Genomic DNA, 25,365 nt, shown 5'->3' with positions numbered 1-25,365 from the left:
CATTAGGCCTTTCTCGAATGCGCTAGCAGATCTGCTAGCGCTTTTGAAATTCACAACTTGTTCGCGAGGCCCGTCACACTTCGCGACGCTGCCTCGTCTGAGGGGTATGACAAAGAAAACCCGCATCGAGCCCGTGGCGCCCAAGCGCGCCGGATTGCTGTCCCGGGCCATGTACCGGATCGCCAAGCGGCGCTATGGCCAAGTTCCCGAACCCTTCACCGTCACCGCGCACCATCGCGGGCTGATGATCGCCGGCGCCGTGCACGAGACCATGCTGGACCGGGCGTCGAAGACGCTGCCGGTCAGTGTGCGCGAGCTCGCGGTGTTCTGGACCGCCCGCACGGTCGGCTGCTCGTGGTGTGTCGACTTCGGATCCATGCTGCAGCGCCTGGACGGCCTGGACATCCAGCGCCTGAAGGAGATCGACAACTACGCCACCTCAGCGGCATTCAGCGACGACGAGCGCGCCGCCATCGCCTACGCCGACGCGATGACCACCGATCCGCACACCGTCACCGACGAGCAGGTCGCCGATTTGCGCGCCCGCTTCGGTGATGCCGGGGTGATCGAGCTGACCTATCAGATCGGGGTGGAGAACATGCGGGCGCGGATGAACACCGCACTGGGCATCACCGAGCAGGGCTTCAATTCCGGTGACGCCTGCCGCGTTCCCTGGGCAACCGAGCTCAGCCGGAAAGGCGAAACCGCAGCGCAGCGCTAAAGTGGCTTATGCGCGTCTGGGAGCGGGAACCGGGCCGGCTGATGGTCACCGGGGCCTTCTCCGACCTCGCGCTGCACCACCACCCCGCGGTACAGATCACCGTCGGCGGGCATGGTCCGCTGGCGGTGGCCGGCGACGGCGATGCGCACCACACGTGCCGGCTGGTCGTGATCGCCAGCGGAGCGCGCCATGCGGTGCGCTCCGATCGCGAATCCGAGGCGCTGACGCTGTACCTCGGACTGCAGACACCGCAGGGCAGCGCGCTGAACGCGTTGGCGCGCAACCACGATCGAGTTCGAGGTATCTGGATACCCGATGACGGGGCGCACCTGGCCGAGGCCACCGCCGCGGTGCTGGCCGAAGACGGCCCGGACGCCGCGGCCGGCTTCCTCGTCGCCAGTCTCTGCGGGACACAGGACGGACCGCGACCCGTTCATCCGCAGCTACGGCAGGCGATCGAAGTCGTCGCGAGCCGCGTACCCGAGCGCATCGACGTGGCGTCAGTCGCCGGGGCCGTCGCGCTGTCCCCCGACTACCTCGGACGACTGTGCAAACAGCAGACCGGCGTCTCGCTCTCGGCCGCCATCCGCTGGCAGCGGCTGGTCGCCGCCATCGGCTATCTGCTCGACGGTCGCTCCGTCACCGACGCCGCTCACCTGGCCGGGTTCGCCGACGGGTCACACGCCAACCGGGTGTGCTGGGAGATGACCGGGGCCACTCCGAGCGAACTCGCCGAAGCCGTCAAAAGGCCGTGATCTGACGGATCCATACAAGCGCTCGGCCGGGAAACTGCCGCAAGCTTGAGGCATGCCTGTGATGTCACGGTCCGAACGGGCCTTTTGCTGCGGCGCCCTGTGGCGCTCGTCGTCCGCAACTGTCGCCCGCGCGCTTCAAGCCCAACGACTGGGCCGCGACGTTCTGGAAATCGGTGCGGGCAGCGGATCCGTCGCCCGGCAAGTGCTCTCAAGCAATGCCGAACTTGCCTGGACCGCAATAGATATCGATCCACACATGACGCAAGCGGCCGCCACTGCACTGAGCGCCTTCCCCCACGCGTGCGCGATAACCGCTGATGCCACCGCGATGCCGTTCACCGACGAGTCCTTCGATGCCGTGGTCAGCTGCCTGATGCTGCATCACATCATCGACTGGGAGCGCACGGTCGCCGAGGTGGCGCGGGTGTTGCGGCCGGGTGGCACCTTCGTCGGCTACGACCTGGTTCGCACCCCGCTGGCCGGCCTGTTCCACCGGCTGGACGGGTCCCCGCATCGCCTGCTGGTTCCAGCGGAGTTCGACGCCGAATGTGCGCGACATGGGCTGGCCGCCAGCACGCAGTCCAGCCTGCTCGGGCACGTCATGCGCTTCGTCGCGCACAAGAACCAAGTCGCGGATTAGAGGGAAAGCTGATGTCTACGTTGAGTATTCGCGCGAAGGCGGCGGTGGTCCGCACGGTGTTCGCCGCGCCCGGCCCCCTCCGCCGGATGCTGGCAGGTCCGCCGCTGCGCATCGACGGCCAGGAAATGACGCTCGACGCGCAACTGGTCATCCGGCTCAAGAACCGCTCCGGCTCCGACGTTTTCGACGGTCCCGTCCTGCAGGCCCGGGCACGATACGACGAGCTGCCCAACCTGATCGGCTACCGATCATCGGTGCCCATCGCCACCCGAGAGATCACCATTGCGGCCGAGTCCGCAGCCATTGCCGCCACCCTCTACAGCCCCGAGCACGTGCCCGCGCCGTCGGGCCTGCTGGTGTATTTCCACGGTGGCGGCTTCTCGGTGGGATCGCGGTTCAGCCACGACCCGGTCGCCCGCTACCTGGCCGGTCACGCCGGTGTGCGGGTGCTGTCGGTCGAATACCGGCGCGCCCCCGAGCACCAATTCCCCACCGCGGCAAACGATGCGCTCGCCGCGTTCGAATACGCCCACGGCCACGCCGCCGAGCTGGGTGCGGATCCTGACCGCATCGGCGTAGGAGGCGACAGCGCCGGCGGCAATCTCGCCGCCGTGACCGCGCAGCAAGCCGTGCGGTGCGGCGGCGGGGTACCGGTGTTTCAGCTGCTGATGTATCCCGTGACCGACCTCAGCACGCGCCGGCCGTCGCGCGACCTGTTCGCCGAAGGGTCGACCTTCACCGCCCGCAACATCGATTGGGTGATGGCCAACTACATCCCCGCCGGAACCGATCCGGCAGACCCGCGCCTGTCACCGCAGCACGGGGATGTCACCGGCGTGCCGCCCGCCTACGTCGCCAGCGCGGGTTTCGACCCGGTGCGCGATGACGGGGACGCGTATGCGGACAAATTGCGCGCCGCCGCAATCCCGGTGGCACAGACCCGCCAGGCGGACCTGCCGCACGGATACCTCAACTTCGTCGGCCTCGGAGGCCGTTTCGCCGAGGCCGCGAGCGAGGCGGCCGGGGCGCTGCGGCTCGGGCTCGCCGCGAATGCCGGGTCAGCTTCGCAGCGGGGAGCCGGTGAATTTGTCAGGGTTGGCGACATCCCATAAGGCGCAAACCTTTCCGTCGCGCACCGTCGCCGCCATGATCCGCGGCATCATCTCGCGATACCCGTCACTGGCGGGACAGCCGGGCGTGTAACCACCCAGCTCGCCGTTGACCAGCCCCAGCTGATACGAGGTGAACATCGCCGGGCCGTAGCGCTGGGCCAGGCCGAAGAAGAACCTGGCCACTTTCTCCGCGCCGTGGATGACGTTGATTGCCGTGGGCGCCTTGCCATTCGCATCACCGGTCAGGATCACGTCGGGATGCAGCAACGCCACCACGGCTTCCAGATCGCCGGATGCCATGGCGGCCAGTAACTTCCCGACCACCTCGTTGTGCGCCGGATCGGGTTTGGGTGGAGGCTCGGCCGCGACGGCCTTCCGGGCCCGCGACGCCAGCTGCCGTGCGGCGGCCTCATTGGTTCCCAGCACCTGCGCCACCTCCGCGAACGGCACGGAGAACCCGTCGTGCAATACGAAGGCGACCCGCTGATCGGGTGACAGCCGCTCGAGCACCACCATCGCCGCGAACCGTGCGTCCTCGCCGGCCACCACCGCGGACAGCGGATCGGCCGCGTCGAATCCGGTGACGACCGGCTCGGGCAGCCAGTTGCCGGTGTAGGTCTCGCGCCGATGCGCGGCCGAACGCAACCTGTCCAGGCCCAGCCTGCTCACCACCGTGGTCAGCCAGGCCCGTAGGTCGGTGATCTGTGTTCCCTTTTCGGGATCCTGCCGATGCCAGCGCAGCCAGGCGTCCTGAACGATGTCCTCGGCATCGGCCACCGTGCCCGTGAGCCGGTAGGCAACCGACATGAGATGGGGCCGTAGCGACTCAAACTCGCTGACCTGCTGCGCTGAGGTCATGTCGTCGAGCCTAGCGCGGCGACGCCGAGCGCCGAAGGGCGCGAGGAAGGAGCCGCGCCATCGAACCGAGCGCGGCGACGCCGAGCGCCGAAGGGCGCGAGGAAGGAGCCGCGCCATCGAACCGAGCGCTAGGCTCCACACGAGATGACAGATCACCTCTGGCTGCACTTCGCCCGGCACGGCCCGAACATCACGCCGCCGATCATCACCCGCGGCGAGGGTGTCACCATCTTCGACGACCGCGGCAACAGCTACCTCGACGGCCTGTCCGGACTTTTCACCGTGCAGGTCGGGCACGGCCGCACCGAACTCGCCGATGTCGCCGCCCGGCAGGCAGGCACGCTGGCGTTCTTTCCGCTCTGGGGCTACGCGACTCCCCCCGCGATCGAGCTCGCCGAACGCCTCGCCGGCTACGCGCCCGGCGATCTGAACCGGGTCTTCTTCACCACCGGCGGCACCGAGGCCGTCGAAACCGCGTGGAAACTGGCTAAGCAATATTTCAAGCTCACCGGCAAACCCGGTAAGCACAAGGTGATTTCGCGCGCGATCGCCTACCACGGCACCACCCAGGGCGCCCTGGCGATCACCGGGCTGCCCCGTTTCAAGGCGCCGTTCGAGCCGGTGACGCCCGGCGGATTCCGAGTGCCCAACACCAACTTCTACCGTGCGCCCGAGCCCTTCGGCACCGACCCGAAGGCCTTCGGGCAGTGGGCCGCGGACCGGATCGCCGAGGCCATCGAGTTCGAGGGCCCCGACACCGTTGCCGCGGTGTTTCTGGAGCCGGTGCAGAACGCAGGTGGCAGCATCCCTCCTCCCCCAGGCTATTTCGAGCGGGTGCGCCAGATCTGCGACTCCTACGACGTGCTGCTGGTCTCCGACGAGGTGATCTGCGCGTTCGGCCGGATCGGGTCGATGTTCGCCTGCGACGACTTCGGCTACGTGCCCGACATGATCACCTGCGCCAAGGGTATGACGTCGGGTTACTCGCCGATCGGCGCCATGATCGCCAGCGAGAGATTGTTCGAACCGTTCAATGACGGCGCCACCACGTTCCCACACGGGTATACCTTTGGCGGCCACCCGGTTTCGGCGGCCGTCGGGTTGGCGAACCTCGACATCTTCGAGCGTGAGAGCCTCAACCACCACGTCCGAACCAACGCGCCCGCGTTGCGCGCCACCCTGGATAAGCTCTACGACCTGCCCATCGTCGGCGACGTGCGCGGCGAGGGTTTCTTTTACGGCATCGAACTCGTCAAGGACAAGGCGACCAAGCAGACGTTCACCGACGACGAACGCGGGCCGCTGCTCACCCGAGTCGGTGCGGCGTTGTTCGAGGCCGGGTTGTACTGCCGCACCGACGACCGGGGCGATTCGGTCATCCAGCTGGCGCCGCCGCTCATCAGCGGCCAGGCCGAATTCGATACCATCGAAGCCATCCTGCGCAGCGTGCTCGCCGACGAGTCCAAGCGCATCTAAAGTCCTGGGCATGGCCCAAAAACCCCGTATAAACCCGGTGCGGTGGCAGCCACCGCCGGTCGAGGAATTGCCCGGCGTGCCGGCGCCGCGCGTCACCGTCGTCCCGCTGCCCGGCAACGGTCCCGAGGACGTCGTCGTCGACGCGGCCGGCCAATTGTGGACCGGCCTCGAGGACGGGCGCATCGTGCGGATTGCGCCCGGGGACAAACCCGCCGTCGTCGCCGACACCGGCGGACGGCCACTCGGCCTGCACGTCGCCCGCGACGGACGCGTCCTGATCTGCGATAGCCATCGCGGGTTGCTCGCGCTGGACCCGGACCACGGCACGCTGGACGTGCTTGTCGAATCGGTCGCCGGCAGACGGCTCAAATTCTGCTCCAACGTCACCGAAACACCCGACGGAACAATCTATTTCACCGAGTCGACGAGCGACTTTCATTTCGAGCACTTCACCGCCCCCATCGTGGAGGCACGCGCAACCGGGGGCTTGTTCCGGCTCGGCACGGACGGCACCGTCAGCACGCTGGCCGACGGGCTGTACTTCGCCAATGGTCTGACGCCCACGGCCGACGGGTCGGCGCTGGTCTTCGCCGAAACCCAGGCGCGCCGGCTGTCCAAGTACTGGCTGAGCGGGCCGCAGGCCGGATCGGTGACGCCGTTGGCGGTGCACCTGCCCGGCATGCCCGACAACCTGTCCACCGGCGCCGATGGGCGCATCTGGACCGCGATGGTGAGCGAAGCGAATTCGTCGCTGGAATGGATGCTGCCGCGCGCCCCGATCATCCGCAAGCTGGTGTGGCGACTGCCCGCGCGGCTGCAACCGCAGATCAAGCCAGAGGTCTGGGCGGTCGCGTTCGATCCGGACACCGGTGCGGCCGTCGCCGGCCTGCGCACCCGGCATCCGGAGTTCGGCTCCGTCACCGGCCTGGTCGAGGCGGACGGCAAGCTGTGGATGAGCACGATCAGCTTCTCGGCGCTGGCCCACGTGGACCTGGCGGCCACCGCGCTGTAAGCCTCGCTAGCCGCCGGGCACCCGCCTGACCGCGTCGGCGGCCATCACCACCTCGCGGGCGTGCGTGGCGGTCGGGTTGCGCCCGAATCGCGATACGGCGTTGCACAACCATGCCAGCGCCGACCGCAGCTCCGGGTCGGTGGCGGCGTCGCGGTGCAGCGTCAGCTCCGCCAACACCTGGTCGAACCCGGAACGCCGTACCTGCGTTGCCTTCTCGACCTGCTTGAGCAGATCGGTCAGCGCGCGAACACCGGGCGAAGCGCCGCCACTATTCCGCCGCCAGGCGGACCAAAACCGATCGCGTGAAATGGCAAAACTCCTGGAAATCAGGTGCGGTCGGTGGCTTCGAAATGACCGCGCGCCCAGCCTATCGCCGCTTTGCCGGCACCGCCCAGTAACTTCCGCCTCACCAGTCACAGCGCGGCTCCTCGGATTCGAGCCGCCGATCGCTTACTGTGCACAGACGATGACCCTGTTACGTTCCGCATCATGCCTGGCAGCGGCACTTTTCCTAACGGCCGCCCCGGTCACGTTGGCAGCACCGGCGAACATGCCGCTCGCAAAGGCCGAACCCGGCGCCGAACCCGGCGCCGCGCCGGCGAACTGCCCGTTCAAGGTGAACACCCCGCCCGCGGTGGACTCGTCGGAGGCTCCCACCGCCGGTGACCCGCCGATCCCGTTGGCGGTGCCCGCCAGGCCCGTCGGCGGTGACGCACTGGGCAGCTGCGGCATCGTCGTCGCACCGAACACGCCGCCGCTGCCCAACGACGTCTCTGCCGACGCCTGGCTGGTGGCGGACCTGGACAGCGGCGCGGTCATCGCGGCCAAGGACCCGCACGGACGGCACCGCCCGGCCAGCATCATCAAGGTGCTGGTCGCGATGGCCTCCCTCAACGCCCTCAACCTGAACAAGTCGGTCCCCGGAACCGCCGACGACGCCGCCGCCGAGGGCACCAAGGTCGGCGTCGAGGAGGGTGGCGTCTTCACCGTCAACCAACTGCTGCACGGGCTGCTGATGCACTCCGGCAACGACGCCGCCCACGCGCTGGCCATGCAGCTGGGCGGCATGCAGCAGGCGCTGGAGAAGATCAACCTGCTGGCCGCCAAGCTCGGGGGCCAGGACACCCGGGCCGCGACGCCGTCGGGGCTGGACGCGCCCGGCATGAGCACCTCCGCCTACGACATGGGGCTGTTCTACCGCTACGCCTGGCAGAACCCGACATTTGCCGACATCGTCGCGACGCGGACGTTCAACTTCCCCGGCCACGGCGACCACCCGGGCTATGAGCTGGAGAACGACAACCAGCTGCTCTACAAATATCCCGGTGCTTTGGGCGGCAAGACCGGCTACACCGACGACGCGGGCCAGACGTTCGTGGGCGCGGCCAATCACGACGGGCGACGCCTGATGGCGGTGCTGCTACACGGGACGCGGGTGCCGATCGCCCCATGGGAACAGGCTGCACACCTGCTGGACTACGGCTTCTCCACCCCGCAGGGCACACAGGTCGGCTCGCTGATCGCTCCCGACCCATCCCTGGCGCCGGCCAAGCACGACGCCGCGGACCCGCTCGCCAATAACGCCGCGGCCGGCGGGATCATCGCATCCGCGGACGCCATGCCGATCCGGGTGGGCGTGGCGGTGATCGGCACCATCGTGGTGTTCACGCTGATCATGATGGCCCGCTCGCTGAACCGCCGACCGCAACATCGCTGAGCGCCGTGGCAAGCGGATCGCTGCGCGGACTGCAGGTCGGGCTGACCGCGGCCAGCGTGGGCGTCATCTACGGCTACGACCTGTCCATCATCGCCGGGGCGCAGTTGTTCGTCACCGAGGACTTCGGGCTGTCCACCCGCCAGCAGGAACTGCTGACGACGATGGTGGTGATCGGTCAGATCGCCGGGGCGCTGGGTGCCGGCGTGCTGGCCAACGTGATCGGGCGAAAAAGGTCGGTGGTGCTGATCCTGGTCGGTTACGCCGCTTTCGCTCTGCTGGCCGCGTTCTCGATCTGTATGCCGATGTTGCTGACGGCGCGGTTGCTGCTGGGGCTGACCATCGGCGTGACGGTGGTGGTCGTCCCGGTCTACGTGGCGGAATCGGCACCGACGGCGGTGCGCGGTTCGCTGCTGACGGCCTATCAGCTGGCGATCGTCAGTGGCCTGATCCTGGGCTATCTGACCGGCTACCTGCTGGCGGGCACCCACAGCTGGCGCTGGATGCTGGGGCTGGCCTGCCTGCCCGCAGTATTGTTGCTGCCGTTGGTGATTCGGATGCCCGACACCGCCCGATGGTACGTGCTGGCGGGCCGGACGGACGACGCCCGGCGGGCACTGTTGCGAGTCGAGCCCACCGCGCAGGTGGACGACGAGCTCGCCGAGATCGGCCGCGCGTTGAGCGAGGCCTCGCCCGGGGCCGGGGGCGGTTTCTCCGAAATGCTGCGGCCCCCATACCTGCGGGCCACCGCCTTCGTGGTCGTCCTCGGCTTCTTGATCCAGATCACCGGCATCAACGCGATCATCTATTACAGCCCCCGCATCTTTCAGGCCATGGGCTTCACCGGCAATTTCGCGCTGTTGGGGCTGCCGGCGCTGCTTCAGGTCGCCGGGTTGGCGGCCGTCGGCGCTGCGCTGCTGTTGGTCGATCGGGTGGGCCGGCGGCCAATCCTGTTGTGCGGCACCGCCATGATGATCGTCGCCGACGTCGTGCTGATGGCGGTGTTCGGGCGAGGTCTGGGCGGCACGATCGTGGGGTTCGCCGGGATCTTGCTGTTCATCTTCGGCTTCACCATGGGTTTCGGCTCCCTGGGCTGGGTGTACGCCAGCGAAAGTTTCCCGTCCCGGTTACGCTCGATCGGGTCGAGCACCATGTTGACCTCCAATCTGGTGGCTAACGCCATCATCGCCGCCGTCTTCCTGAGCCTGCTCCATTCACTGGGCGGCGCAGGTACTTTCGCGCTGTTCGCGGTGCTCGCGGCGGTCGCGTTCGTCTTCGTGTACCGGTACGCGCCGGAAACCAAAGGCCGCCAGCTCGAGGACATCCGCCACTTCTGGGAGAACGGCGGCAGATGGCCGTGATTGCGGCGGGCACCATGGTGCTCGACGGTCAGGTGTGCAGTCCAGGGTGGCTCCAGACCTCCGGCGGACGGATCGCGGCGTGCGCGTCGGGCCCGCCAACCCGCGCGGCCGACTTCGACTTCCCCGATTGCACCGTGGTACCGGGTTTCATCGACATGCATGTGCACGGTGGTGGGGGTGCTTCCTACACCGACGCCGACGGCATCGACGACGCCGCCGCGTTTCACCTGCGTCATGGCACCACCACCACGCTGGCCAGCCTGGTCACCGCCTCGCCGCCCGACCTGCTGGGCGGGGTGCGCGCGCTCGCCGAAGCCACCGGGCGGGGCGCCGTCGCGGGCGTCCACCTGGAGGGGCCGTGGCTGAGCCGGGCGCACTGCGGAGCACACGACGCCACCCAGATGCGTGATCCGGACGCGGCGGAGATCGACGCGGTGCTGGCCGCGGGCGACGGCACGATCCGGATGGTGACGCTGGCACCCGAGCTACCCGGCGCCGACGCCGCGATCCGGCGTTTCGTGGACGCGGGAGTCGTTGTCGCGGTGGGACATACCGATGCCAGCTACGAACAGACCACGGATGCCATCGCGCTGGGCGCCACGGTGGGCACGCACCTGTTCAACGCGATGCCGCCGCTGCACCATCGCGAGCCCGGCCCCGCGCTGGCCTTGCTGCGCGACCCGCGAGTGACCGTCGAGGTGATCGCCGACGGCGTGCACCTACACCCTGACGTGGTGGCGGCGGTGATCGAGTCAGCGGGTGCGGACCGCGTCGCCACGATCACCGACGCGATCGCCGCCGCCGGTCGCACCGACGGCGCGTTTCGGCTCGGCGCGGTGCCCATCGATGTCGTCGCCGGTGTCGCACGGGTGCACGGAACATCGACGATCGCGGGCAGCACCGCCACCATGGATCGGCTGTTCCGCACGGTGCATGCCGATGCCGGCCTGGCCACCGCGGTGCAGACGACCGCCGCGACGCCGGCGCGGGCACTCGGGCTGCAGCGGGTGGGCGTTCTGCGCACCGGCTACGACGCCGATCTTGTTGTGCTGGATCAACGTCTGGGCGTATCGGACGTCATGGTGCGCGGCGCCTGGCGCGGCCAACCGTTGGAGGCTTGTTAACATCTAGCCCGTCAGCACCGGACGAGGGGCCCCGTACCCGGCCAGCGACAAGACGGCGCCGTGGAGGTGAGTGATGGCCTGGCTCGTCTTGATTGCGTCGGGGATCTTAGAGGCCGTGTGGGCGAGCGCCCTGAACAAGTCCGGCGGCTTCTCCCGGCTCGGGCCGTCGCTGGTATTCCTTGTCGCCCTGGCTTTTTCGATGACCGGACTGGCGATCGCCATGCGCACCCTGCCGGTCGGAACCAGTTATGCGGTCTGGGTCGGCGTCGGGGCGGTGCTCACGGTCGGCTACGCGATGCTGATCGGCGACGAACCGGCGTCGTTGATCAAGCTGGTGTTGATCGGAGGGATCATCGCCTGCCTCGCAGGCCTGAAGCTGGTCGACTAGGGATCGCGGCGGGTCAAGCGGGCGATGCGGGAAACTGTCAGCGCACCAACGGCTCCCAGCGCCATGGCGGTCAGCGTCTGGCGGGTATTGAGGCCCTCGTCCATCTGCACGCGTGGCGCGATGATCGCCGGGGCCGGAGGCGCGACGGGTCGGCGGCGCGGATCCTTGGAGGCAGTCGCCGCCCACGCGGTGCAGAACAGGACGAGATACGCCGTGATGTAAGCGAACACCATCAGCCCCAGCACCGGGCCGAATGCCGCGCCCGCCGGGCTGCGCAGCACCGTCCGCAGATAGATGGAGGCGACCTGTTTGAAGACCTCGAACCCGATCGCCGCGATCAGCCCGGCCCGCATCGAATCGACGAGGCTGACCTTTTCGCGGGGCAGGCGGGCGATCATCCAGGTGAACAGCAGCCACGACACCAGCGTCGCGATCAGGATCGAGAATAGCGAGAAGAGCCAGTCGAACACGACAAACTGTGGTATCCCAAGCCATCTCAGCAGCGCAGCCATGGGTGCGGCATGGCCGACGGTCGTCAGCGCGACGGTGGCCACGATGATCGCGAACGTCCCCAGCATCGCCAGCAGATCGGAAAACTTGTTGTGCACGAAGCCCGGTGACTCGATCTGTTCGTCCCACCACATCTCCGTCAACGCCTGGCGCAGGTGCGATATCCAGCCCAGTCCAGCCCACACGGCGGTGGCCAAACCGATCACACCGACCGACGTGCGGGCGTCGATGGCCGAGTTCATCAACTCGTGCAGCTGATTGCCCAGCGTGCCGGTCACCTGGGAACGGATGTGGTCGTCGATGGTGCTCAGCAGCTGCGGACGGCGCGCCAACACGAACCCGAAGATCGCGAAACCGACCATGAGCAAAGGAAACAACGCGAAAATCGTGTAATAGGTGAGGCCGGCCGCGAAGAACCCACCGTTGCGCTCATCGAACCGTTGGTAGGCGCGAATCACGTGATCGATCCACTCGTGTCGGGCCCGCAACCGATCGAATACGCCCGCCTTGGCCGGCTCGCTCATCGTACGGCTCCAATTGGAAGCAAGTCATCCTCGTTGCGCAAGGAACCCTAGTCGATCGTAGACCCGCCGAACGGTTTTTCCGGCCACATCCTCAGCGCGCTGCGCGCCGGCCGCGAGCACCCCCTCCAATTCGGCTGGGTCGGCGAGCAATTCGTCGACGCGGGCCTTGATCGGACTGACGAACTCGACGACCGCCTCGGCGGTTTCCTTCTTCAGGTCGCCGTAACCCCGTCCGGCGTAACCCGCGACGAGTTTGTCGACGCCAACGCCCGTGACCGCCGACTGGATGCTCAGCAGATTGGACACACCCGGCTTGGCGTCGGTGTCGAAGCGGATCTCACGCTCGCTGTCGGTGACCGCGGAGCGAATCTTCTTCGCGGACGCTGCGGGATCGTCGAGCAGGTTGATCAGCCCCGCATCGCTGGCAGCGGACTTGCTCATCTTCGTCGTCGGGTCTTGCAGGTCATAGATTTTGGCGGTGACCTTGGGGATCAGCAGGTCGGGAACCACGAAGGTGTCGGGGAACCGGCTGTTGAACCGCTGCGCCACGTCGCGCGCCAGCTCGAGATGCTGACGCTGATCTTCCCCCACCGGCACCAGCTCGGCGTCGTAGGCCAGTACGTCGGCGGCCTGCAGAACGGGGTAGGTGAACAACCCCACGGTGGTGGAGTCGGTGCCTTGGCGCAGCGACTTGTCCTTGAACTGCGTCATCCGCGACGCCTGCCCGAAGCCGGTGAAGCAGCCGAGCACCCAGGCCAGCTGGGAGTGGGCGGGCACATGGCTCTGCACGAAGATGGTGCTGCGGGCGGGGTCGATACCCAGCGCCAGGTACTGGGCGGCTGTGACCAGGGTCCGGCGACGCAGCGCCTCGGGATCCTGAGGGACGGTGATGGCGTGCAGGTCGACCACGCAAAAGAAGGGCTCGTGATCGTCCTGCAGCGCGACCCACTGGGTGATGGCACCCAAAGCGTTTCCCAGGTGAAGCGAATCGGAGGTGGGCTGCACGCCGGAGAAAATCCGGCGGGATCCAGTAGCGGTGCTCATGATGCACCGATCTTTTCACGGGAAGCCGCTGGGCCTGCACAGACGGGTGCGCCCGGACACCGCTCGCTTGCGGTACCGGCGGTACCGCATTTAATGTCGGCGGTATGGGGAGTAGCAAGGGGAGCACCTTGGGCACGCGGCCCGCGATTCACCTCGGTTCGGGTGAGCCGGTCCTGTTGCTGCACCCGTTCCTGCTGTCCCAGGCGGTATGGGACGACGTCGCCCGGCTGTTGGCCGACACCGGGCGGTACGAGGTGTTCGCCCCGACGATGGCCGGCCACAACGGCGGGCCGCCGGCCGGTACCTGGTTCCTGTCGTCCGCGGTGCTGGCCGACCACGTGGAACGCCAAATGGACGAACTGGGCTGGAAGACCGCGCACATCGTCGGCAACTCGCTGGGCGGTTGGGTCGCGTTCGAATTGGAGCGGCGCGGTCGGGCCCGCAGCGTCATGGGCATCGCCCCGGCCGGCGGATGGACCCGGTGGAGCCCCGCCAAGTTCGAGGTAATCGCCAAGTTCATCCTCGGCATTCCGCTGCTGGTGTTGGCCGCGCTGTTCGGCCCGAAGGTGATGCGCCTTCCGTTCAGCCGCCGGCTGGCCACGTACGCGATCAGTGCCTCCCCGGACGGAGTCAGCGACTCACAACTGCTCGGCTGCATCGACGACGTCGCCCACTGCCCCGCCTACTTCCAGCTGCTGGTCAAGTCGCTGCTGTTGCACGGCCTGCAAGAACTGGCCGAAAACGAAGTCCCGGCACACCTGGTGATCTGCGAGAAGGACCGGATTGTGCCCGCACCCAGGTTCAGTCGGCATTTCACCACTCACTTGCCCGACGACCACCAGGTGACCAAGCTCGACGGCGTCGGACACATCCCCATGTTCGAGGCGCCCGAGCGCGTCACCGAACTGATCATCAACTTCCTCGATGAGTGCAACTCGGCGAGCCGGGGCGCCAACCCATCGGCTAGTTAGCCAGTTTCTTTTCCAGGTTCTCGGCGATCGAGTTGAGAAACTCCTCGCTGTGCTGCCATTTCTGGTCGGGGCCGATGAGGATGGCGAGATCCTTGGTCATCTTCCCGCTCTCCACGGTGGACACCACGACGTTCTCCAGCGTCTGCGCGAACCCCGTCACCTCGGGGGTGTTGTCCAGCTTGCCGCGGTGCGCCAGTCCGCGCGTCCAGGCGAAGATCGAGGCGATCGGGTTGGTCGAGGTCGGCTTGCCCGCCTGGTACTGGCGGAAGTGCCGGGTGACGGTGCCGTGCGCGGCCTCGGCCTCGACCGTCTTGCCGTCGGCGGTCATCAGCACCGACGTCATCAGCCCGAGTGAGCCGTAGCCTTGCGCGACGAGGTCCGACTGCACGTCGCCGTCGTAGTTCTTGCAGGCCCATACATACCCGCCCTCCCATTTCAGGCAGGCCGCAACCATGTCGTCGATCAACCGGTGCTCGTAGGTCAATCCCTCGGCCTCGAACTGGTCTTTGAACTCCTCGTCGTAGACGCGCTGGAACTCGTCTTTGAACATGCCGTCGTAGGCCTTGAGGATGGTGTTCTTCGTGGACAGGTACACCGGCCACTTGGCGTTCAGCCCGTACTGCAACGAGGCGCGTGCGAAGTCCCGGATGGAGTCCTTGAAGTTGTACATCCCCATCACGACGCCGCCGTCCTCAGGGATGGACACCACCTCGTGCACCATCGGCTCACCGCCGTCGGCGGGGGTGAAAGTGATTGTCACGGTCCCGGGTTGGTCGACCTCGAAGTTGGTCGACCGATATTGGTCGCCAAAAGCATGTCGGCCGATGACGATCGGCTTGGTCCACCCGGGTACCAACCGCGGCACGTTCGAAATCATGATGGGCTCGCGAAAGATGGTGCCGCCCAGAATATTCCGGATTGTCCCGTTGGGCGAGGGCCACATCTGCTTGAGATTGAACTCCTGGACGCGGGCCTCGTCGGGGGTGATGGTCGCGCACTTGACACCGACGCCGTGCTTCTTGATGGCGTTGGCCGCGTCGATGGTCACCTGGTCGTCGGTGCGATCGCGCTGCTCGATACCCAGGTCGTAATAGTCCAGATCGATGTCGAGGTACGGCAGGATCAGCATGTCCTTGATCATCTTCCAGATGACGCGCGTCATCTCATCACCGTCGAGCTCCACGACGCGGCCTTTGACCTTGACCTTCGCTTCGCCTGCCATGTCAAGCCCAGCTTCCTGCTCGGGGGTCTAGCCTGTCGAAGCCGCTAGCGCCTCATTGAAGGTCTTGCTCGGGCGCATGATCGCCGTCGTCTTCTCTGTGTCCGGGTAGTAGTAGCCGCCGATGTCGACCGCCTGTCCCTGGGCTTCGGCGAGCTCGGCCACGATGGTGTCCTCGTTTCTGCTCAACGATTCGGCCAGCGCGCCGAAGTGCTTGCGCAACTCGTCGTCGTCGGATTCCGCAAGCGCCTGCGCCCAGTACAGCGCCAGGTAGAACTGGCTACCACGGTTGTCGAGTTCACCGGTCTTGCGCGACGGGCTCTTGTTGTTCTCCAGCAGCTTGCCGATGGCGGCATCCAGCGTCTTGCCCAGGAGCTTCGCGCGCTCGTTGTCGGTCTTGATCCCGATGTCTTCGAAACACGCTCCGAGAGCAAGGTATTCACCCAGGGAGTCCCAGCGCAAATGGTTCTCCTCGACGAGCTGGTGGACGTGTTTGGGCGCCGAACCGCCGGCGCCGGTTTCATACATTCCACCGCCGGCCATCAGCGGCACGATGGACAGCATCTTGGCGCTGGTGCCCAGCTCCATGATCGGGAACAGGTCGGTGAGGTAATCGCGCAGGATGTTGCCGGTCGCTGCGATGGTGTCCTGGCCGCGCATCGCGCGCTCGATCGTGTACCTCATGGCCCACACCTGCGGCATGATCTGGATCTCCAGGCCCTCGGTGTCGTGTTCCTTCAGGTAGGCCTTGACCTTCTTGCGCAGCTCGACCTCGTGCGGCCGCTCGGTGTCCAGCCAGAACACCACCGTCATGCCGGAGTTGCGCGCCCGGGTGACCGCGAGCTTGACCCAGTCGCGGATCGCCGCATCCGTGACGATGGGCATGCGCCAGATGTCACCCTCCTCGACGTTCTGGGTCAGCAGCACCTCCCCGCTGTCGAGGTCGACGATGTTGGCGACGCCGTCCTCCGGAATCTCGAACGTCTTGTCGTGCGAGCCGTACTCCTCGGCCTGCTGCGCCATCAGGCCGACGTTGGGCACGGTGCCCATGGTCGTCGGGTCGAACTGTCCGTGGGTTTTACAGAAGTTGATGATCTCTTGGTAGATACGGGAGAAGGTGGACTCGGGGTTGACGGCCTTGGTGTCCTTCTGCCGCCCGTCGGCGCCCCACATCTTGCCGCCCGCGCGGATCATCGCCGGCATCGACGCGTCCACGATCACGTCGCTGGGCGAATGGAAGTTGGTGATGCCCTTGGCGGAATCGACCATGGCCAGCTCGGGGCGATGTTCGTGGCAGGCGTGCAGGTCTCGGATGATCTCCTCGTGCAGCGACGCGGGCAGTGACTCGATCTTGTTGTAGAGATCGACCAACCCGTTGTTGACGTCGACGCCGAGTTCGTCGAAGAGCTCCTGGTGCTTGGCGAAGGCGTCCTTATAGAAGATCTTGACGGCGTGGCCGAACACGATGGGGTGCGACACCTTCATCATCGTCGCCTTGACGTGCAGCGAGAACATCACACCCGTCTCGTAGGCGTCCTGCATCTGTTCCTCGTAGAACTCGACCAGGGCCTTCTTGCTCATGAACATGGAATCGATGACGTCGCCGTCGCGCAGCTCGACCTTTCCCTTGAGCTCGAGGGTCTGTCCGCCCTTGGTCTCCAGCACCATCTTCACGTTGCGCGCGTGGTCCAAGGTCATCGACTTCTCACCGTGATAGAAGTCGCCGTAACGCATCGTCGCGACGTGAGTGCGCGAGGCCGGTGACCAATCCGCCATGCTGTGCGGGTGCTTGCGGGCATATTCCTTGACGGCCTTGGGCGCACGTCGGTCCGAATTGCCCTGTCGCAGTATCGGGTTGACAGCGCTGCCTAGGCATTTGGCGTAGCGTGCGCGGATCTCCTTGTCCTCGTCCGTCTTTGGACTTTGCGGAAAGTCCGGGATTTTGTATCCCTTGCCCTGCAGCTCCTTGACGGCGGCGATCAGCTGGGGAACCGAGGCGCTGATGTTCGGCAGCTTGATGATGTTGGTGTCGGCGAGCTCTGTCAGCCGGCCGAGTTCACCCAAGTTATCCGGTACCCGCTGCTCTTCGGTCAGATGATCGGGGAACTCCGCCAGAATCCGGGCGGCCAGGGAGATGTCGCTGGTCTTGATCTCGATGCCCGCCGGCTCGGCGAAGGCGCGCACGATCGGCAGGAACGCGTACGTCGCCAGCAGCGGCGCTTCGTCGGTCAGTGTGTAGATGACGGTCGGCTGTTCGGCGCTCACGATCCCTCTCCCGGCGGCAATGATGGGGTTGAAATTTTGGGGGCTCAGCGTTCTGACTGCCACGTTATCAAGGGTGTTTGGACAGGTGTCGAGCTGCAGGTGCACCGCGATAGTTGGCACCGACTCGGCACAGTAAGATAACCTTCGTATTGGTCATGAGCGCCAGCATCAAGCCCCGGCTTGCTGGCCGGCAACCCTCCAACCGCGGTGGGGTGCCCCGGGTGATGACCAGGTTGAGTAGCCACACAACCGGCTATCCGGCAAGCGCGGGTCCGCCATGACGGGCCCCTGAGTAGACAGGGCAACGTGATGTGCATTCTCCTGGGCTTTCCGCGTCTCTTCGTGTGTCGCTGCTAACCCACCGCGCCGGATGACGCCCATCCCGGCGTCCCGGCCGTCGATCAGCAGATTCCCTACCAGCAGAAAGCAAAACCCGTGACCTCCGACAACGCCGATCACGACGCCGACCCGACCGCAAATTGGTCGTTCGAGACCAAGCAGGTGCACGCCGGCCAGCAACCGGACACCGCCACCAGCGCCCGAGCCCTGCCGATCTACCAGACCACGTCGTACACCTTCGACGACACCACGCACGCCGCCGCCCTGTTCGGGCTGGAAGTGCCGGGCAACATCTACACCCGCATCGGCAACCCGACCACCGACGTCGTCGAGCAGCGCGTCGCCGCGCTCGAGGGCGGGGTGGCCGCGCTCTTCCTGAGCTCAGGCCAGGCCGCTGAGACCTACGCCATATTGAACCTGGCTTGTGCCGGCGATCACATCGTCTCGAGCCCGCGGCTCTATGGCGGGACGTACAACCTGTTCCACTACTCGCTGGCCAAGCTCGGCATCGAGGTCACCTTCGTGGAGGACCCCGACGACCTGGATTCGTGGCAGGCCGCGGTCCGGCCGAACACCAAAGCCTTCTTCGGTGAAACGATCTCCAACCCGCAGATCGATGTGCTGGACATCCCCGGCGTCGCGCGGGTCGCACACGCCAACGGTGTCCCGCTGATCGTCGACAACACCATCGCCACGCCATACCTGATCCAGCCGTTCTCCCACGGCGCCGACATCGTCGTGCACTCCGCCACCAAGTACCTCGGCGGGCACGGCTCGGCCATCGCCGGGGTCATCGTCGACGGCGGCACCTTCGACTGGACGCAGGGCCGCTTCCCGGGATTCACCACCCCCGATCCGAGCTACCACGGCGTGGTGTTCGCCGAGCTCGGTCCGCCCGCCTACGCGTTGAAGGCGCGCGTGCAACTGCTGCGCGACCTGGGTTCGGCCGCTTCGCCGTTCAACGCGTTCCTGGTCGCCCAGGGCATCGAGACGCTGAGCCTGCGCATGGAGCGCCACGTCTTTAACGCGCAGCGCGTGGCCGAGTACCTGGCCGCCCACCAGGGCGTGGTGTCGGTCAACTATGCGGGCCTGCCCAGCTCGCCCTGGCATGATCGGGCAAAGAAGTTGGCGCCCAAGGGAACCGGCGCGGTGCTGGCCTTCGAGCTGGACGGCGGCGTCGAGGTCGGCAAAGCGTTCGTGAACGCGCTAAGGCTGCACAGCCATGTCGCCAACATCGGCGACGTGCGCTCGCTGGTGATCCACCCGGCGTCCACGACACACGCCCAGCTGAGCCCGAAGGAACAGCTGAGCACCGGCGTCAGCCCCGGGCTGGTGCGCCTGGCCGTGGGCATCGAGGGCGTCGACGACATCCTCGCCGACCTGGAGCTCGGCTTCGCCGCGGCACGCAAATTCGGTGCGGCGGCACACGCCTCGGGCACCGATCCGCAAGCCGTGGCGGCGTTTTGAGGGCACCGGCGGTGACGATATCCGACGCTGCTACCCAGCCGCTGCCGGCCGAAGGCGAAATCGGCGTCGTGCGCATCGGCTCACTGACCACCGAAAGCGGCGCGGTGATCGACGATGTCTGCATCGCCGTCCAGCGCTGGGGGGAGTTGTCCCCCAACCGCGACAACGTGGTGGTCGTGCAGCACGCGCTGACCGGCGACTCGCACATCACCGGGCCCGCCGGACCCGGGCACGCCACACCCGGGTGGTGGGACGGCGTGGCCGGCCCGGGTGCGCCCATCGACACCAACCGCTGGTGCGCGGTGGCCACCAATGTGCTGGGCAGTTGTTATGGCTCGACCGGGCCCAGCTCGCTCGCTCCGGATGGAAAGCCGTGGGGCTCCAGGTTTCCCCACATATCAGTGCGGGACCAGGTCGAGGCGGACGTCGCCGCGCTGGCGGCGCTGGGCATCACGGAGGTTGCCGCCGTCATCGGCGGATCCATGGGCGGCGCACGGGCTTTGGAATGGATAGTCAGCCATCCCGACAGGGTCCGCGCCGGACTACTGTTGGCGGTCAGCGCCCGCGCCACCGCCGACCAGATCGGTCACATGACCATCCAGATCGAGGCCATCCAGCGTGACCCGAACTGGCAGGGCGGCGACTACTACGACACCGGGCGCAGGCCGGATGTCGGGCTGTCCATCGCCCGTCGCTTCGCCCACCTGACCTACCGCGGCGAATTGGAACTTGACGACCGGTTCGGTAACGGCAGCCAGGGTGGCGAGGATCCGGCCAACGGCGGGCGCTACGCGGTACAAAGCTATCTGCAGTACCAGGGCGCCAAATTGGTAGACCGCTTCGACGCCGGCAGCTACGTGACCTTGATCGCGTCGATGAACCACCACGACGTGGGCCGCGGCCGTGGTGGAGTACGAAAAGCGTTGAGCGAGTGCCGGGTACCAGTCGTGGTCGGCGGCATTACCAGCGACCGGCTCTACCCGCTGCGCCTGCAGGAGGAACTCGCCGAGCTGCTGCCGGGCTGCACTGAATTGGACGTCGTCGAGTCCCTGTACGGACACGACGGTTTCCTGGTCGAATTCGAGGTAGTCAGCGAATTGATCCGGAAGACACTGGTGTTGGCGGACTTGAACAATGGGGAAGGCGCGTCTTAACGGTGGCATCGTCGCGGCACGACCGCTCCCTATCCTTCGGTTCTGCGGCCGCAGCCTACGAGCGGGGACGCCCTTCCTATCCCCCGGAAGCTATCGACTGGCTGTTGCCGGTCGGGGCACGACAGGTACTCGACCTGGGGGCCGGCACCGGCAAGCTGACGACGCGCCTGGTGGAACGCGGCCTGGACGTGGTGGCCGTCGATCCGATACCGGACATGCTCGAAGTGTTGCGTGCCTCGCTGCCGGAGACCCGGGCGCTGCTGGGCACCGCGGAAGAGATTCCGTTGGAAGACGACAGCGTTGATGTGGTGCTGGTGGCGCAGGCCTGGCATTGGGTGGATCCGGAGCGGGCGATCCCGGAAGTGGCGCGGGTGCTGCGGCCCGGCGGGCGGCTGGGTCTGGTGTGGAACACCCGCGACGAAAGGCTCGGCTGGGTGCGCGAACTGGGCCAGATCATTGGCAGCGACGGCGACGGCGGCCGCACCCGGGTCACGCTGCCCGAGCCCTTCACCGAACTGGCGCATCATCGGGTCGAGTGGACGAATTACCTTACGCCGCAGGCGTTGATCGACCTTGTCGCGTCGCGCAGCTATTGCATCACCTCGCCGACCGAGGTCCGCACCCAAACGCTCGATCAGGTGCGCCAACTGTTGGCCACCCATCCGGCGCTGGCGAATTCGACGGGCCTGGCGCTGCCCTACGTCACCATGTGCACCCGGGCGACCCTGGCAGTCTGACTACTACTCCTGCCGGCTTTTGAACCAGCGCTGCGGATGCGTTTGCCGGTCGGTGATCTAGATCACCCGCGGAATGCGACCAAAACCACGTCCAGCGCCATGATGGCACGCTACATTTCCGACGACTTACTAATGGATTCCACCACTAGATGGGATGAACGACAACGTGATTCGTGCTCTACTGGTCGCCGCCGCTGCGGTCTGCGCTATCGCCGGGGCCACCTTTACCGCTCCCGCGGCAAGCGCCAGCGGGCCGTATCGGAACTGCACCGAGGCCCACCGGGACGGCCGGTACAACATCCCGAAGGGTGACCCCGACTACCGACCCAAGCTGGACCGGGACAACGACGGCATCGCCTGTGAAGGCTAATGAGGGCGTGTACCTAGTGCTCGGGGTCAAGTTCATGTCGCGCGAGGGAATCCGGGGCTTTTGCCCGCGTTCAGATCACGGTGTGGTCTCGATCTGACGGTCGTCCTTGCGCAACCGGGCCGCCTAATAACCGATGTCGCGGGCGCAGCGACCTCACGAAACGCTTATTGTGCGAACCTTTATCCCACCGTGTCACAAACGTAACAGTCATGGCTCAGAGTTCCTTACGTGATTCGAGTGCCGCTGACGCACTCCATGGCGGACGGGGAGGCTGGCGTGAAGGCACTTACACGAACTCATCAATGGATCTGGGTTTTTCGTCGTCAGCCCTTCACCATCCGCCTGCTGGCCGCGGCGGCCGGCCTGCTGACCGTGGCCTCTGCGTTCGCTGCGCCGGCCGGGGCGGAGGGCAACGGTGACGACTTCATCGACGCGCTCAACCACGCCGGCATCGACTTCGGCGAGCCCGGAAACGCGATGTCCGTCGGGGAATCGATCTGCCCGATGCTGTCGCAGCCGGGCGGCAACTTCGCGGCGGCCGCGTCCAGCGTCGCCGGTCGGGGCATGTCACCGATGATGGCCCGCATGTTCACCCAGATCGCGATCCAGACGTACTGCCCCGAGGAGATGGCAAACATCGCCAGCGGCAACCTGTCCGGCGCCTTGCCGCCGGGAATGCCGGGAATGGCCGGGCAAATTCCGGGCATGCCCGGACAACTGCCTGGCATTCCGGGCCAAATCCCAGGTATGGCAGGCCAACTACCCGCGATGCCCGGGCAGGCCCCGGCGCTGCCGAGGTTCTAGCGAGTGCCCAGCGGGTCGATCGTCCACGCGATATAGAACATCGCCGCCCCCACCGTCGCGGTGGTGATGAAGTCGATTCCCTTGCCGCGCACCACCAGCAGGCCGGCCCGGTCCTCGGACAACACCAGCCGCAACGCCGCCGCCACGCCCACACCGATGCCTATCAACAGCGAACCGCGACGCCAGAAATTGGCCCCGACCAGGGCAAGCGCCGTGGCAAATACCAGTCCCACCAACATAATTGGCCATTGGGCCCGCAGCACGGCGCGCGCGGTCATTGCCGCTCGGCCAGCTCGACGACATTGGTCAGCAGGAACGCGCGGGTCAGCGGTCCCACGCCGCCCGGGTTCGGCGACACATGGCCGGCCACATCCCACACGTCCGGGTGCACGTCGCCGGTGAGCTTGCCGTCGACGCGGCTGACGCCGACGTCGAGCACCGCGGCGCCGGGACGCACCATGTCGGCGGTCAGCATGCGCGGCACTCCCACGGCCGCGACGATGATGTCGGCCTGCCTGGTCAGCGCGGGCAAGTCACGAGTTCCCGTGTGGCACAACGTCACCGTGGCGTTCTCGGAGCGGCGGGTCAGCAGCAGCCCCAGCGGTCGGCCGACCGTGACACCGCGGCCGATGACGACCGCGTGCGCCCCGGCGATCTCAACGTCGTAGCGGCGCAACAGGTGCACGATGCCGCGCGGTGTGCACGGCAGCGGGGCCGGGTTGTTGAGCACCAGCCGGCCCAGGTTGGTCGGGTGCAGTCCGTCGGCGTCCTTGTTCGGGTCGACCCGCTCTAACGCCGCGTTCTCGTCGAGATGCCTGGGCAGCGGCAACTGCACGATGTACCCGGTGCATTCCGGGTTGGCGTTGAGTTCGTCGATGGTCTCGTTGAGCGTCGCGGTGCTGATGTCGGCGGGCAGGTCACGGCGGATCGAGGTGATGCCCACCTTCGCGCAGTCGGCGTGCTTGCCCCGGACGTATGCCTGGGAACCCGGGTCATCGCCCACCAGGATGGTGCCGAGGCCGGGGGTGCGGCCCGCTGCGGTCAAGGCGGTCACGCGCTCTTTGAGGTCGACGAAGATCTCGTCACGGGTGGCCTTGCCGTCCAGCGTGATTGCTCCCACGCTGACAGTCTGGCACGCTCCCGGTATGTCTAGTCCTCCGGACGTCTTCAGTCCCGCGAAGCTCGGTCCGATAACCCTGCGCAACCGCACCATCAAGTCCGCCACCTTCGAGGCGCGCACGCCCGAAGCGCTGGTGACCGACGACCTCATCGAATACCACCGGCTGCCTGCCGCCGGTGGGGTAGGCATGACGACCGTCGCGTACTGCGCCGTCTCCCCCGGCGGCCGCACCGAGGGCAACGGGATCTGGATGCGACCCGAGGCCGTGCCCGGGTTCCGCCGGCTGGCCGAAGCGGTGCACGCCGAGGGCGCCGCGGTCAGCGCGCAGATCGGCCACGCCGGCCCGGTGGCCAACGCCAAGTCGAACCAGGCCAAGGCATTGGCGCCGGTCCGGTTCTTCAACCCGATCGGGATGCGGTTCGCCAAGAAAGCCACCCGCGAGGACATCGACCAGGTGACCGCCGGGCACGCCAACGCCGCCCGGCTGGCCATCGAGGCCGGCTTCGACGCCGTCGAAATCCACCTGGGCCACAACTATCTGGCGAGCTCGTTCCTGTCCCCGCTGATCAACCGTCGCGACGACGAGTTCGGCGGATCGCTGCAGAACCGGGCCAAGGTCGCCCGCGGCATCGTGATGGCCGTTCGGCGTGCGGTGGAAAAGGAAGGCACTCCCATCGCCGTGACCGCCAAGCTGAACATGACCGACGGCGTTCGCGGCGGCATCAGCACGGAGGAATCGCTGACCACCGCCAAATGGCTGGAGGAAGACGGCGGGCTGGACGCGATCGAACTCACCGCGGGCAGCTCGCTGGTCAACCCGATGTACCTGTTCCGCGGCGACGCGCCGCTCAAGGAGTTCGCCGGCGCGTTCAAGCCGCCGCTGAGTTGGGGCATGCGCATGACGGGCAAGAAGTTCCTGCGCGAATACCCCTACCGCGAGGCGTATTTGTTGCGCGATGCCAAGCTATTCCGCAACGAACTGAAGATGCCGCTGATTCTGCTCGGCGGAATCACCAATCGGGAAACGATGGATCTGGCGATGGCGGAGGGATTCGAGTTCGTCGCGATGGCCCGGGCGCTGTTGGCCGAGCCGGATCTGATCAACCGAATCGCGGCTGATGGCGCCCAGCACCACGTGCATTCGGCGTGCACGCATTGCAACCAGTGCATGCCCACCATCTACACCCGAACACACTGCGTGGTCACCGGCGCGCCCGACGCTCAGCGGTAAAGCACAGGGCTGCAAGCTACAGTTGTGGCGATGTCAGCACCAGCCCCGCCAGCGCTAACCGTCCATCACGAAGGATCGGAACGCACCTTCGCAGCGGGCCACGATGTAGTAGTCGGGCGCGATCTGCGAGCGGACATGCGTATCACCCACCCGTTGATTTCGCGCGCCCACCTGCTGCTGCGCTTCGATCAGGGCAAATGGCTGGCCATCGACAATGGTTCGCTCAACGGAACTTTCGTCAACGGCCGGCGCGTGCCGGTCGTCGAGATCCACGACGGCCAGAACTTGAACATCGGAAACCCGGACGGACCGCTGCTGACTTTCGACGTCGGCCGCCACCAGGGCATGGCCGGGCGTCCGCCCCGAACCGAATCGATGAACATCCCGGTGGCGGCACCGCCGCAGGCCGCGGCGTGGTCGGCGCAGCCGGCACCGCCCGCCGCCGCCCC

25 protein-coding genes, 1 pseudogene and 2 riboswitches are annotated in these 25,365 nt (G+C 66.7%); of the genes and pseudogenes, 18 read left to right on the top strand and 8 right to left on the bottom strand.

The features are described from left to right. Positions 1–73 precede the first annotated feature (73 nt). From A5686_RS01160 to A5686_RS01145, 4 genes and pseudogenes are all read left to right on the top strand, one after another. Positions 74–721, top strand: a pseudogene (locus A5686_RS01160) (carboxymuconolactone decarboxylase family protein); the annotation flags it as partial. A gap of 8 nt (positions 722–729) precedes the next feature. Beyond that, on the top strand, positions 730–1,476 hold the full coding sequence (locus tag A5686_RS01155; protein WP_067929948.1) for a helix-turn-helix transcriptional regulator: 747 nt from the start codon (positions 730–732) through the stop codon (positions 1,474–1,476). Positions 1,477–1,528: 52 nt separating this feature from the next. Next, the gene (locus A5686_RS01150; protein WP_067929946.1) at positions 1,529–2,116 is read left to right on the top strand and encodes a class I SAM-dependent methyltransferase; all 588 of its coding nucleotides are present in this window, start codon (positions 1,529–1,531) and stop codon (positions 2,114–2,116) included. 11 nt (positions 2,117–2,127) lie between these two features. Next, complete coding sequence (locus tag A5686_RS01145) at positions 2,128–3,228, top strand: alpha/beta hydrolase (protein WP_082947405.1); 1,101 nt, start codon at positions 2,128–2,130, stop codon at positions 3,226–3,228. Here A5686_RS01145 and A5686_RS01140 read toward each other — a convergent pair. Then, positions 3,175–4,086 carry a sigma-70 family RNA polymerase sigma factor gene (locus A5686_RS01140; RefSeq protein ID WP_067929942.1) on the bottom strand — a complete coding sequence of 304 codons (912 nt, stop codon included), beginning with the start codon at positions 4,084–4,086 and terminating at the stop codon, positions 3,175–3,177. The genes A5686_RS01145 and A5686_RS01140 overlap by 54 nt on opposite strands. A 144-nt stretch (positions 4,087–4,230) precedes the next feature. On the opposite strand from A5686_RS01140, the gene A5686_RS01135 reads away from it, so the two are divergent. After that, positions 4,231–5,562: an aspartate aminotransferase family protein gene (locus A5686_RS01135; protein ID WP_067929940.1), complete on the top strand. Its 1,332-nt coding sequence runs from the start codon at positions 4,231–4,233 to the stop codon at positions 5,560–5,562. 10 nt (positions 5,563–5,572) lie between these two features. Continuing rightward, positions 5,573–6,574: an SMP-30/gluconolactonase/LRE family protein gene (locus A5686_RS01130; protein WP_067929938.1), complete on the top strand. Its 1,002-nt coding sequence runs from the start codon at positions 5,573–5,575 to the stop codon at positions 6,572–6,574. 6 nt (positions 6,575–6,580) lie between these two features. Here A5686_RS01130 and A5686_RS01125 read toward each other — a convergent pair whose 3' ends face one another. Beyond that, positions 6,581–6,814 carry a hypothetical protein gene (locus A5686_RS01125; RefSeq protein WP_067929979.1) on the bottom strand — a complete coding sequence of 78 codons (234 nt, stop codon included), beginning with the start codon at positions 6,812–6,814 and terminating at the stop codon, positions 6,581–6,583. 310 nt (positions 6,815–7,124) lie between these two features. On the opposite strand from A5686_RS01125, the gene A5686_RS01120 reads away from it, so the two are divergent. The 4 genes from A5686_RS01120 (at position 7,125) to A5686_RS01105 (ending at position 11,161) form a co-directional block, all read left to right on the top strand. Next, positions 7,125–8,291, top strand: a complete 1,167-nt coding sequence (locus tag A5686_RS01120) for a D-alanyl-D-alanine carboxypeptidase family protein (RefSeq protein ID WP_369829661.1) — start codon at positions 7,125–7,127, stop codon at positions 8,289–8,291. 5 nt (positions 8,292–8,296) lie between these two features. Next, on the top strand, positions 8,297–9,649 hold the full coding sequence (locus tag A5686_RS01115; protein WP_067929933.1) for a sugar porter family MFS transporter: 1,353 nt from the start codon (positions 8,297–8,299) through the stop codon (positions 9,647–9,649). Continuing rightward, positions 9,640–10,773 carry an N-acetylglucosamine-6-phosphate deacetylase gene (nagA, locus tag A5686_RS01110; protein WP_067929931.1) on the top strand — a complete coding sequence of 378 codons (1,134 nt, stop codon included), beginning with the start codon at positions 9,640–9,642 and terminating at the stop codon, positions 10,771–10,773. Before A5686_RS01115 ends, nagA begins: the two co-directional genes overlap by 10 nt. Continuing rightward, positions 10,765–10,835, top strand: a riboswitch (guanidine-III (ykkC-III) riboswitch). It overlaps the preceding gene by 9 nt. Positions 10,836–10,846: 11 nt before the next feature. Next, positions 10,847–11,161 carry a multidrug efflux SMR transporter gene (locus A5686_RS01105; protein ID WP_067929929.1) on the top strand — a complete coding sequence of 105 codons (315 nt, stop codon included), beginning with the start codon at positions 10,847–10,849 and terminating at the stop codon, positions 11,159–11,161. On the opposite strand, the gene yhjD is transcribed toward A5686_RS01105, so the two are convergent. Next, a complete protein-coding gene (yhjD, locus tag A5686_RS01100) occupies positions 11,158–12,195 on the bottom strand; it encodes an inner membrane protein YhjD (protein ID WP_067929928.1) in 1,038 nt (345 codons plus the stop codon). The genes A5686_RS01105 and yhjD overlap by 4 nt on opposite strands. Positions 12,196–12,219: 24 nt before the next feature. Next, positions 12,220–13,239: a tryptophan--tRNA ligase gene (gene trpS / locus A5686_RS01095; RefSeq protein ID WP_067929927.1), complete on the bottom strand. Its 1,020-nt coding sequence runs from the start codon at positions 13,237–13,239 to the stop codon at positions 12,220–12,222. Between the two features lie 173 nt (positions 13,240–13,412). Here trpS and A5686_RS01090 point away from each other — a divergent pair, with 173 nt between their 5' ends. Continuing rightward, positions 13,413–14,210 (top strand): alpha/beta fold hydrolase, encoded by a 798-nt coding sequence (locus A5686_RS01090; RefSeq protein ID WP_067929977.1) that lies wholly within the window; start codon positions 13,413–13,415, stop codon positions 14,208–14,210. Here A5686_RS01090 and A5686_RS01085 read toward each other — a convergent pair. Together A5686_RS01085 and A5686_RS01080 are read right to left on the bottom strand one after the other, a co-directional pair. Next, positions 14,203–15,432: an NADP-dependent isocitrate dehydrogenase gene (locus A5686_RS01085; protein WP_067929926.1), complete on the bottom strand. Its 1,230-nt coding sequence runs from the start codon at positions 15,430–15,432 to the stop codon at positions 14,203–14,205. The two genes, A5686_RS01090 and A5686_RS01085, sit on opposite strands and share 8 nt — an antisense overlap. A gap of 27 nt (positions 15,433–15,459) precedes the next feature. After that, positions 15,460–17,694, bottom strand: a complete 2,235-nt coding sequence (locus A5686_RS01080; protein ID WP_067929925.1) for an NADP-dependent isocitrate dehydrogenase — start codon at positions 17,692–17,694, stop codon at positions 15,460–15,462. A 151-nt stretch (positions 17,695–17,845) separates the two neighbouring features. Next, positions 17,846–17,967: riboswitch (SAM riboswitch) on the top strand. A 162-nt stretch (positions 17,968–18,129) separates the two neighbouring features. On the opposite strand from A5686_RS01080, the gene A5686_RS01075 reads away from it, so the two are divergent. The 5 genes from A5686_RS01075 (at position 18,130) to A5686_RS01055 (ending at position 22,565) form a co-directional block, all read left to right on the top strand. Beyond that, positions 18,130–19,500, top strand: coding sequence for a bifunctional o-acetylhomoserine/o-acetylserine sulfhydrylase (locus A5686_RS01075; protein WP_067929924.1), 1,371 nt, complete (start codon positions 18,130–18,132; stop codon positions 19,498–19,500). Positions 19,501–19,511: 11 nt separating this feature from the next. Further along, complete coding sequence (locus tag A5686_RS01070; protein ID WP_067929923.1) at positions 19,512–20,654, top strand: homoserine O-acetyltransferase; 1,143 nt, start codon at positions 19,512–19,514, stop codon at positions 20,652–20,654. Positions 20,655–20,656: 2 nt separating this feature from the next. Then, positions 20,657–21,391 (top strand): class I SAM-dependent methyltransferase, encoded by a 735-nt coding sequence (locus A5686_RS01065; RefSeq protein WP_067929922.1) that lies wholly within the window; start codon positions 20,657–20,659, stop codon positions 21,389–21,391. Positions 21,392–21,545: 154 nt separating this feature from the next. Further along, the gene (locus A5686_RS01060; RefSeq protein WP_067929921.1) at positions 21,546–21,761 is read left to right on the top strand and encodes an excalibur calcium-binding domain-containing protein; all 216 of its coding nucleotides are present in this window, start codon (positions 21,546–21,548) and stop codon (positions 21,759–21,761) included. Between the two features lie 276 nt (positions 21,762–22,037). Further along, a complete protein-coding gene (locus tag A5686_RS01055; RefSeq protein ID WP_067929975.1) occupies positions 22,038–22,565 on the top strand; it encodes a DUF732 domain-containing protein in 528 nt (175 codons plus the stop codon). Here A5686_RS01055 and A5686_RS01050 read toward each other — a convergent pair. After that, positions 22,562–22,843: a DUF3017 domain-containing protein gene (locus A5686_RS01050; RefSeq protein WP_067929920.1), complete on the bottom strand. Its 282-nt coding sequence runs from the start codon at positions 22,841–22,843 to the stop codon at positions 22,562–22,564. The genes A5686_RS01055 and A5686_RS01050 overlap by 4 nt on opposite strands. Beyond that, on the bottom strand, positions 22,840–23,685 hold the full coding sequence (locus tag A5686_RS01045) for a bifunctional methylenetetrahydrofolate dehydrogenase/methenyltetrahydrofolate cyclohydrolase (RefSeq protein ID WP_067929919.1): 846 nt from the start codon (positions 23,683–23,685) through the stop codon (positions 22,840–22,842). The genes A5686_RS01050 and A5686_RS01045 overlap by 4 nt, the downstream gene beginning before the upstream one ends. Before the next feature lie 25 nt (positions 23,686–23,710). Here A5686_RS01045 and A5686_RS01040 point away from each other — a divergent pair, with 25 nt between their 5' ends. Together A5686_RS01040 and A5686_RS01035 are read left to right on the top strand one after the other, a co-directional pair. Then, positions 23,711–24,916, top strand: a complete 1,206-nt coding sequence (locus tag A5686_RS01040; protein WP_067929918.1) for an NADH:flavin oxidoreductase — start codon at positions 23,711–23,713, stop codon at positions 24,914–24,916. A gap of 30 nt (positions 24,917–24,946) precedes the next feature. After that, a partial coding sequence (locus A5686_RS01035; RefSeq protein ID WP_156749885.1) for an FHA domain-containing protein occupies positions 24,947–25,365 on the top strand: 419 nt, incomplete at its 3' end.

The organism is Mycobacterium sp. E2479 (assembly GCF_001667925.1).
Lineage (GTDB): Bacteria > Actinomycetota > Actinomycetes > Mycobacteriales > Mycobacteriaceae > Mycobacterium.
The sequence above is the reverse complement of the archived record's forward strand: the minus strand, read 5'-3'. Positions and strand labels throughout refer to the sequence as shown.

What these genes read in the sequence shown, in the direction of transcription:
- A5686_RS01155 (WP_067929948.1), top strand. Translation starts at nt 730, where the DNA reads ATGCGCGTCTGGGAGCGGGAACCGGGCCGGCTGATGGTCACCGGGGCC.
- A5686_RS01105 (WP_067929929.1), top strand. Translation starts at nt 10,847, where the DNA reads ATGGCCTGGCTCGTCTTGATTGCGTCGGGGATCTTAGAGGCCGTGTGG.
- A5686_RS01060 (WP_067929921.1), top strand. Translation starts at nt 21,546, where the DNA reads ATGAACGACAACGTGATTCGTGCTCTACTGGTCGCCGCCGCTGCGGTC.
- A5686_RS01050 (WP_067929920.1), bottom strand. Translation starts at nt 22,843, where the DNA reads ATGACCGCGCGCGCCGTGCTGCGGGCCCAATGGCCAATTATGTTGGTG.
- A5686_RS01145 (WP_082947405.1), top strand. Translation starts at nt 2,128, where the DNA reads ATGTCTACGTTGAGTATTCGCGCGAAGGCGGCGGTGGTCCGCACGGTG.
- A5686_RS01120 (WP_369829661.1), top strand. Translation starts at nt 7,125, where the DNA reads ATGCCGCTCGCAAAGGCCGAACCCGGCGCCGAACCCGGCGCCGCGCCG.
- A5686_RS01135 (WP_067929940.1), top strand. Translation starts at nt 4,231, where the DNA reads ATGACAGATCACCTCTGGCTGCACTTCGCCCGGCACGGCCCGAACATC.
- A5686_RS01140 (WP_067929942.1), bottom strand. Translation starts at nt 4,086, where the DNA reads ATGACCTCAGCGCAGCAGGTCAGCGAGTTTGAGTCGCTACGGCCCCAT.
- trpS (WP_067929927.1), bottom strand. Translation starts at nt 13,239, where the DNA reads ATGAGCACCGCTACTGGATCCCGCCGGATTTTCTCCGGCGTGCAGCCC.
- A5686_RS01085 (WP_067929926.1), bottom strand. Translation starts at nt 15,432, where the DNA reads ATGGCAGGCGAAGCGAAGGTCAAGGTCAAAGGCCGCGTCGTGGAGCTC.
- A5686_RS01150 (WP_067929946.1), top strand. Translation starts at nt 1,529, where the DNA reads ATGCCTGTGATGTCACGGTCCGAACGGGCCTTTTGCTGCGGCGCCCTG.
- A5686_RS01130 (WP_067929938.1), top strand. Translation starts at nt 5,573, where the DNA reads ATGGCCCAAAAACCCCGTATAAACCCGGTGCGGTGGCAGCCACCGCCG.
- nagA (WP_067929931.1), top strand. Translation starts at nt 9,640, where the DNA reads ATGGCCGTGATTGCGGCGGGCACCATGGTGCTCGACGGTCAGGTGTGC.
- A5686_RS01040 (WP_067929918.1), top strand. Translation starts at nt 23,711, where the DNA reads ATGTCTAGTCCTCCGGACGTCTTCAGTCCCGCGAAGCTCGGTCCGATA.
- yhjD (WP_067929928.1), bottom strand. Translation starts at nt 12,195, where the DNA reads ATGAGCGAGCCGGCCAAGGCGGGCGTATTCGATCGGTTGCGGGCCCGA.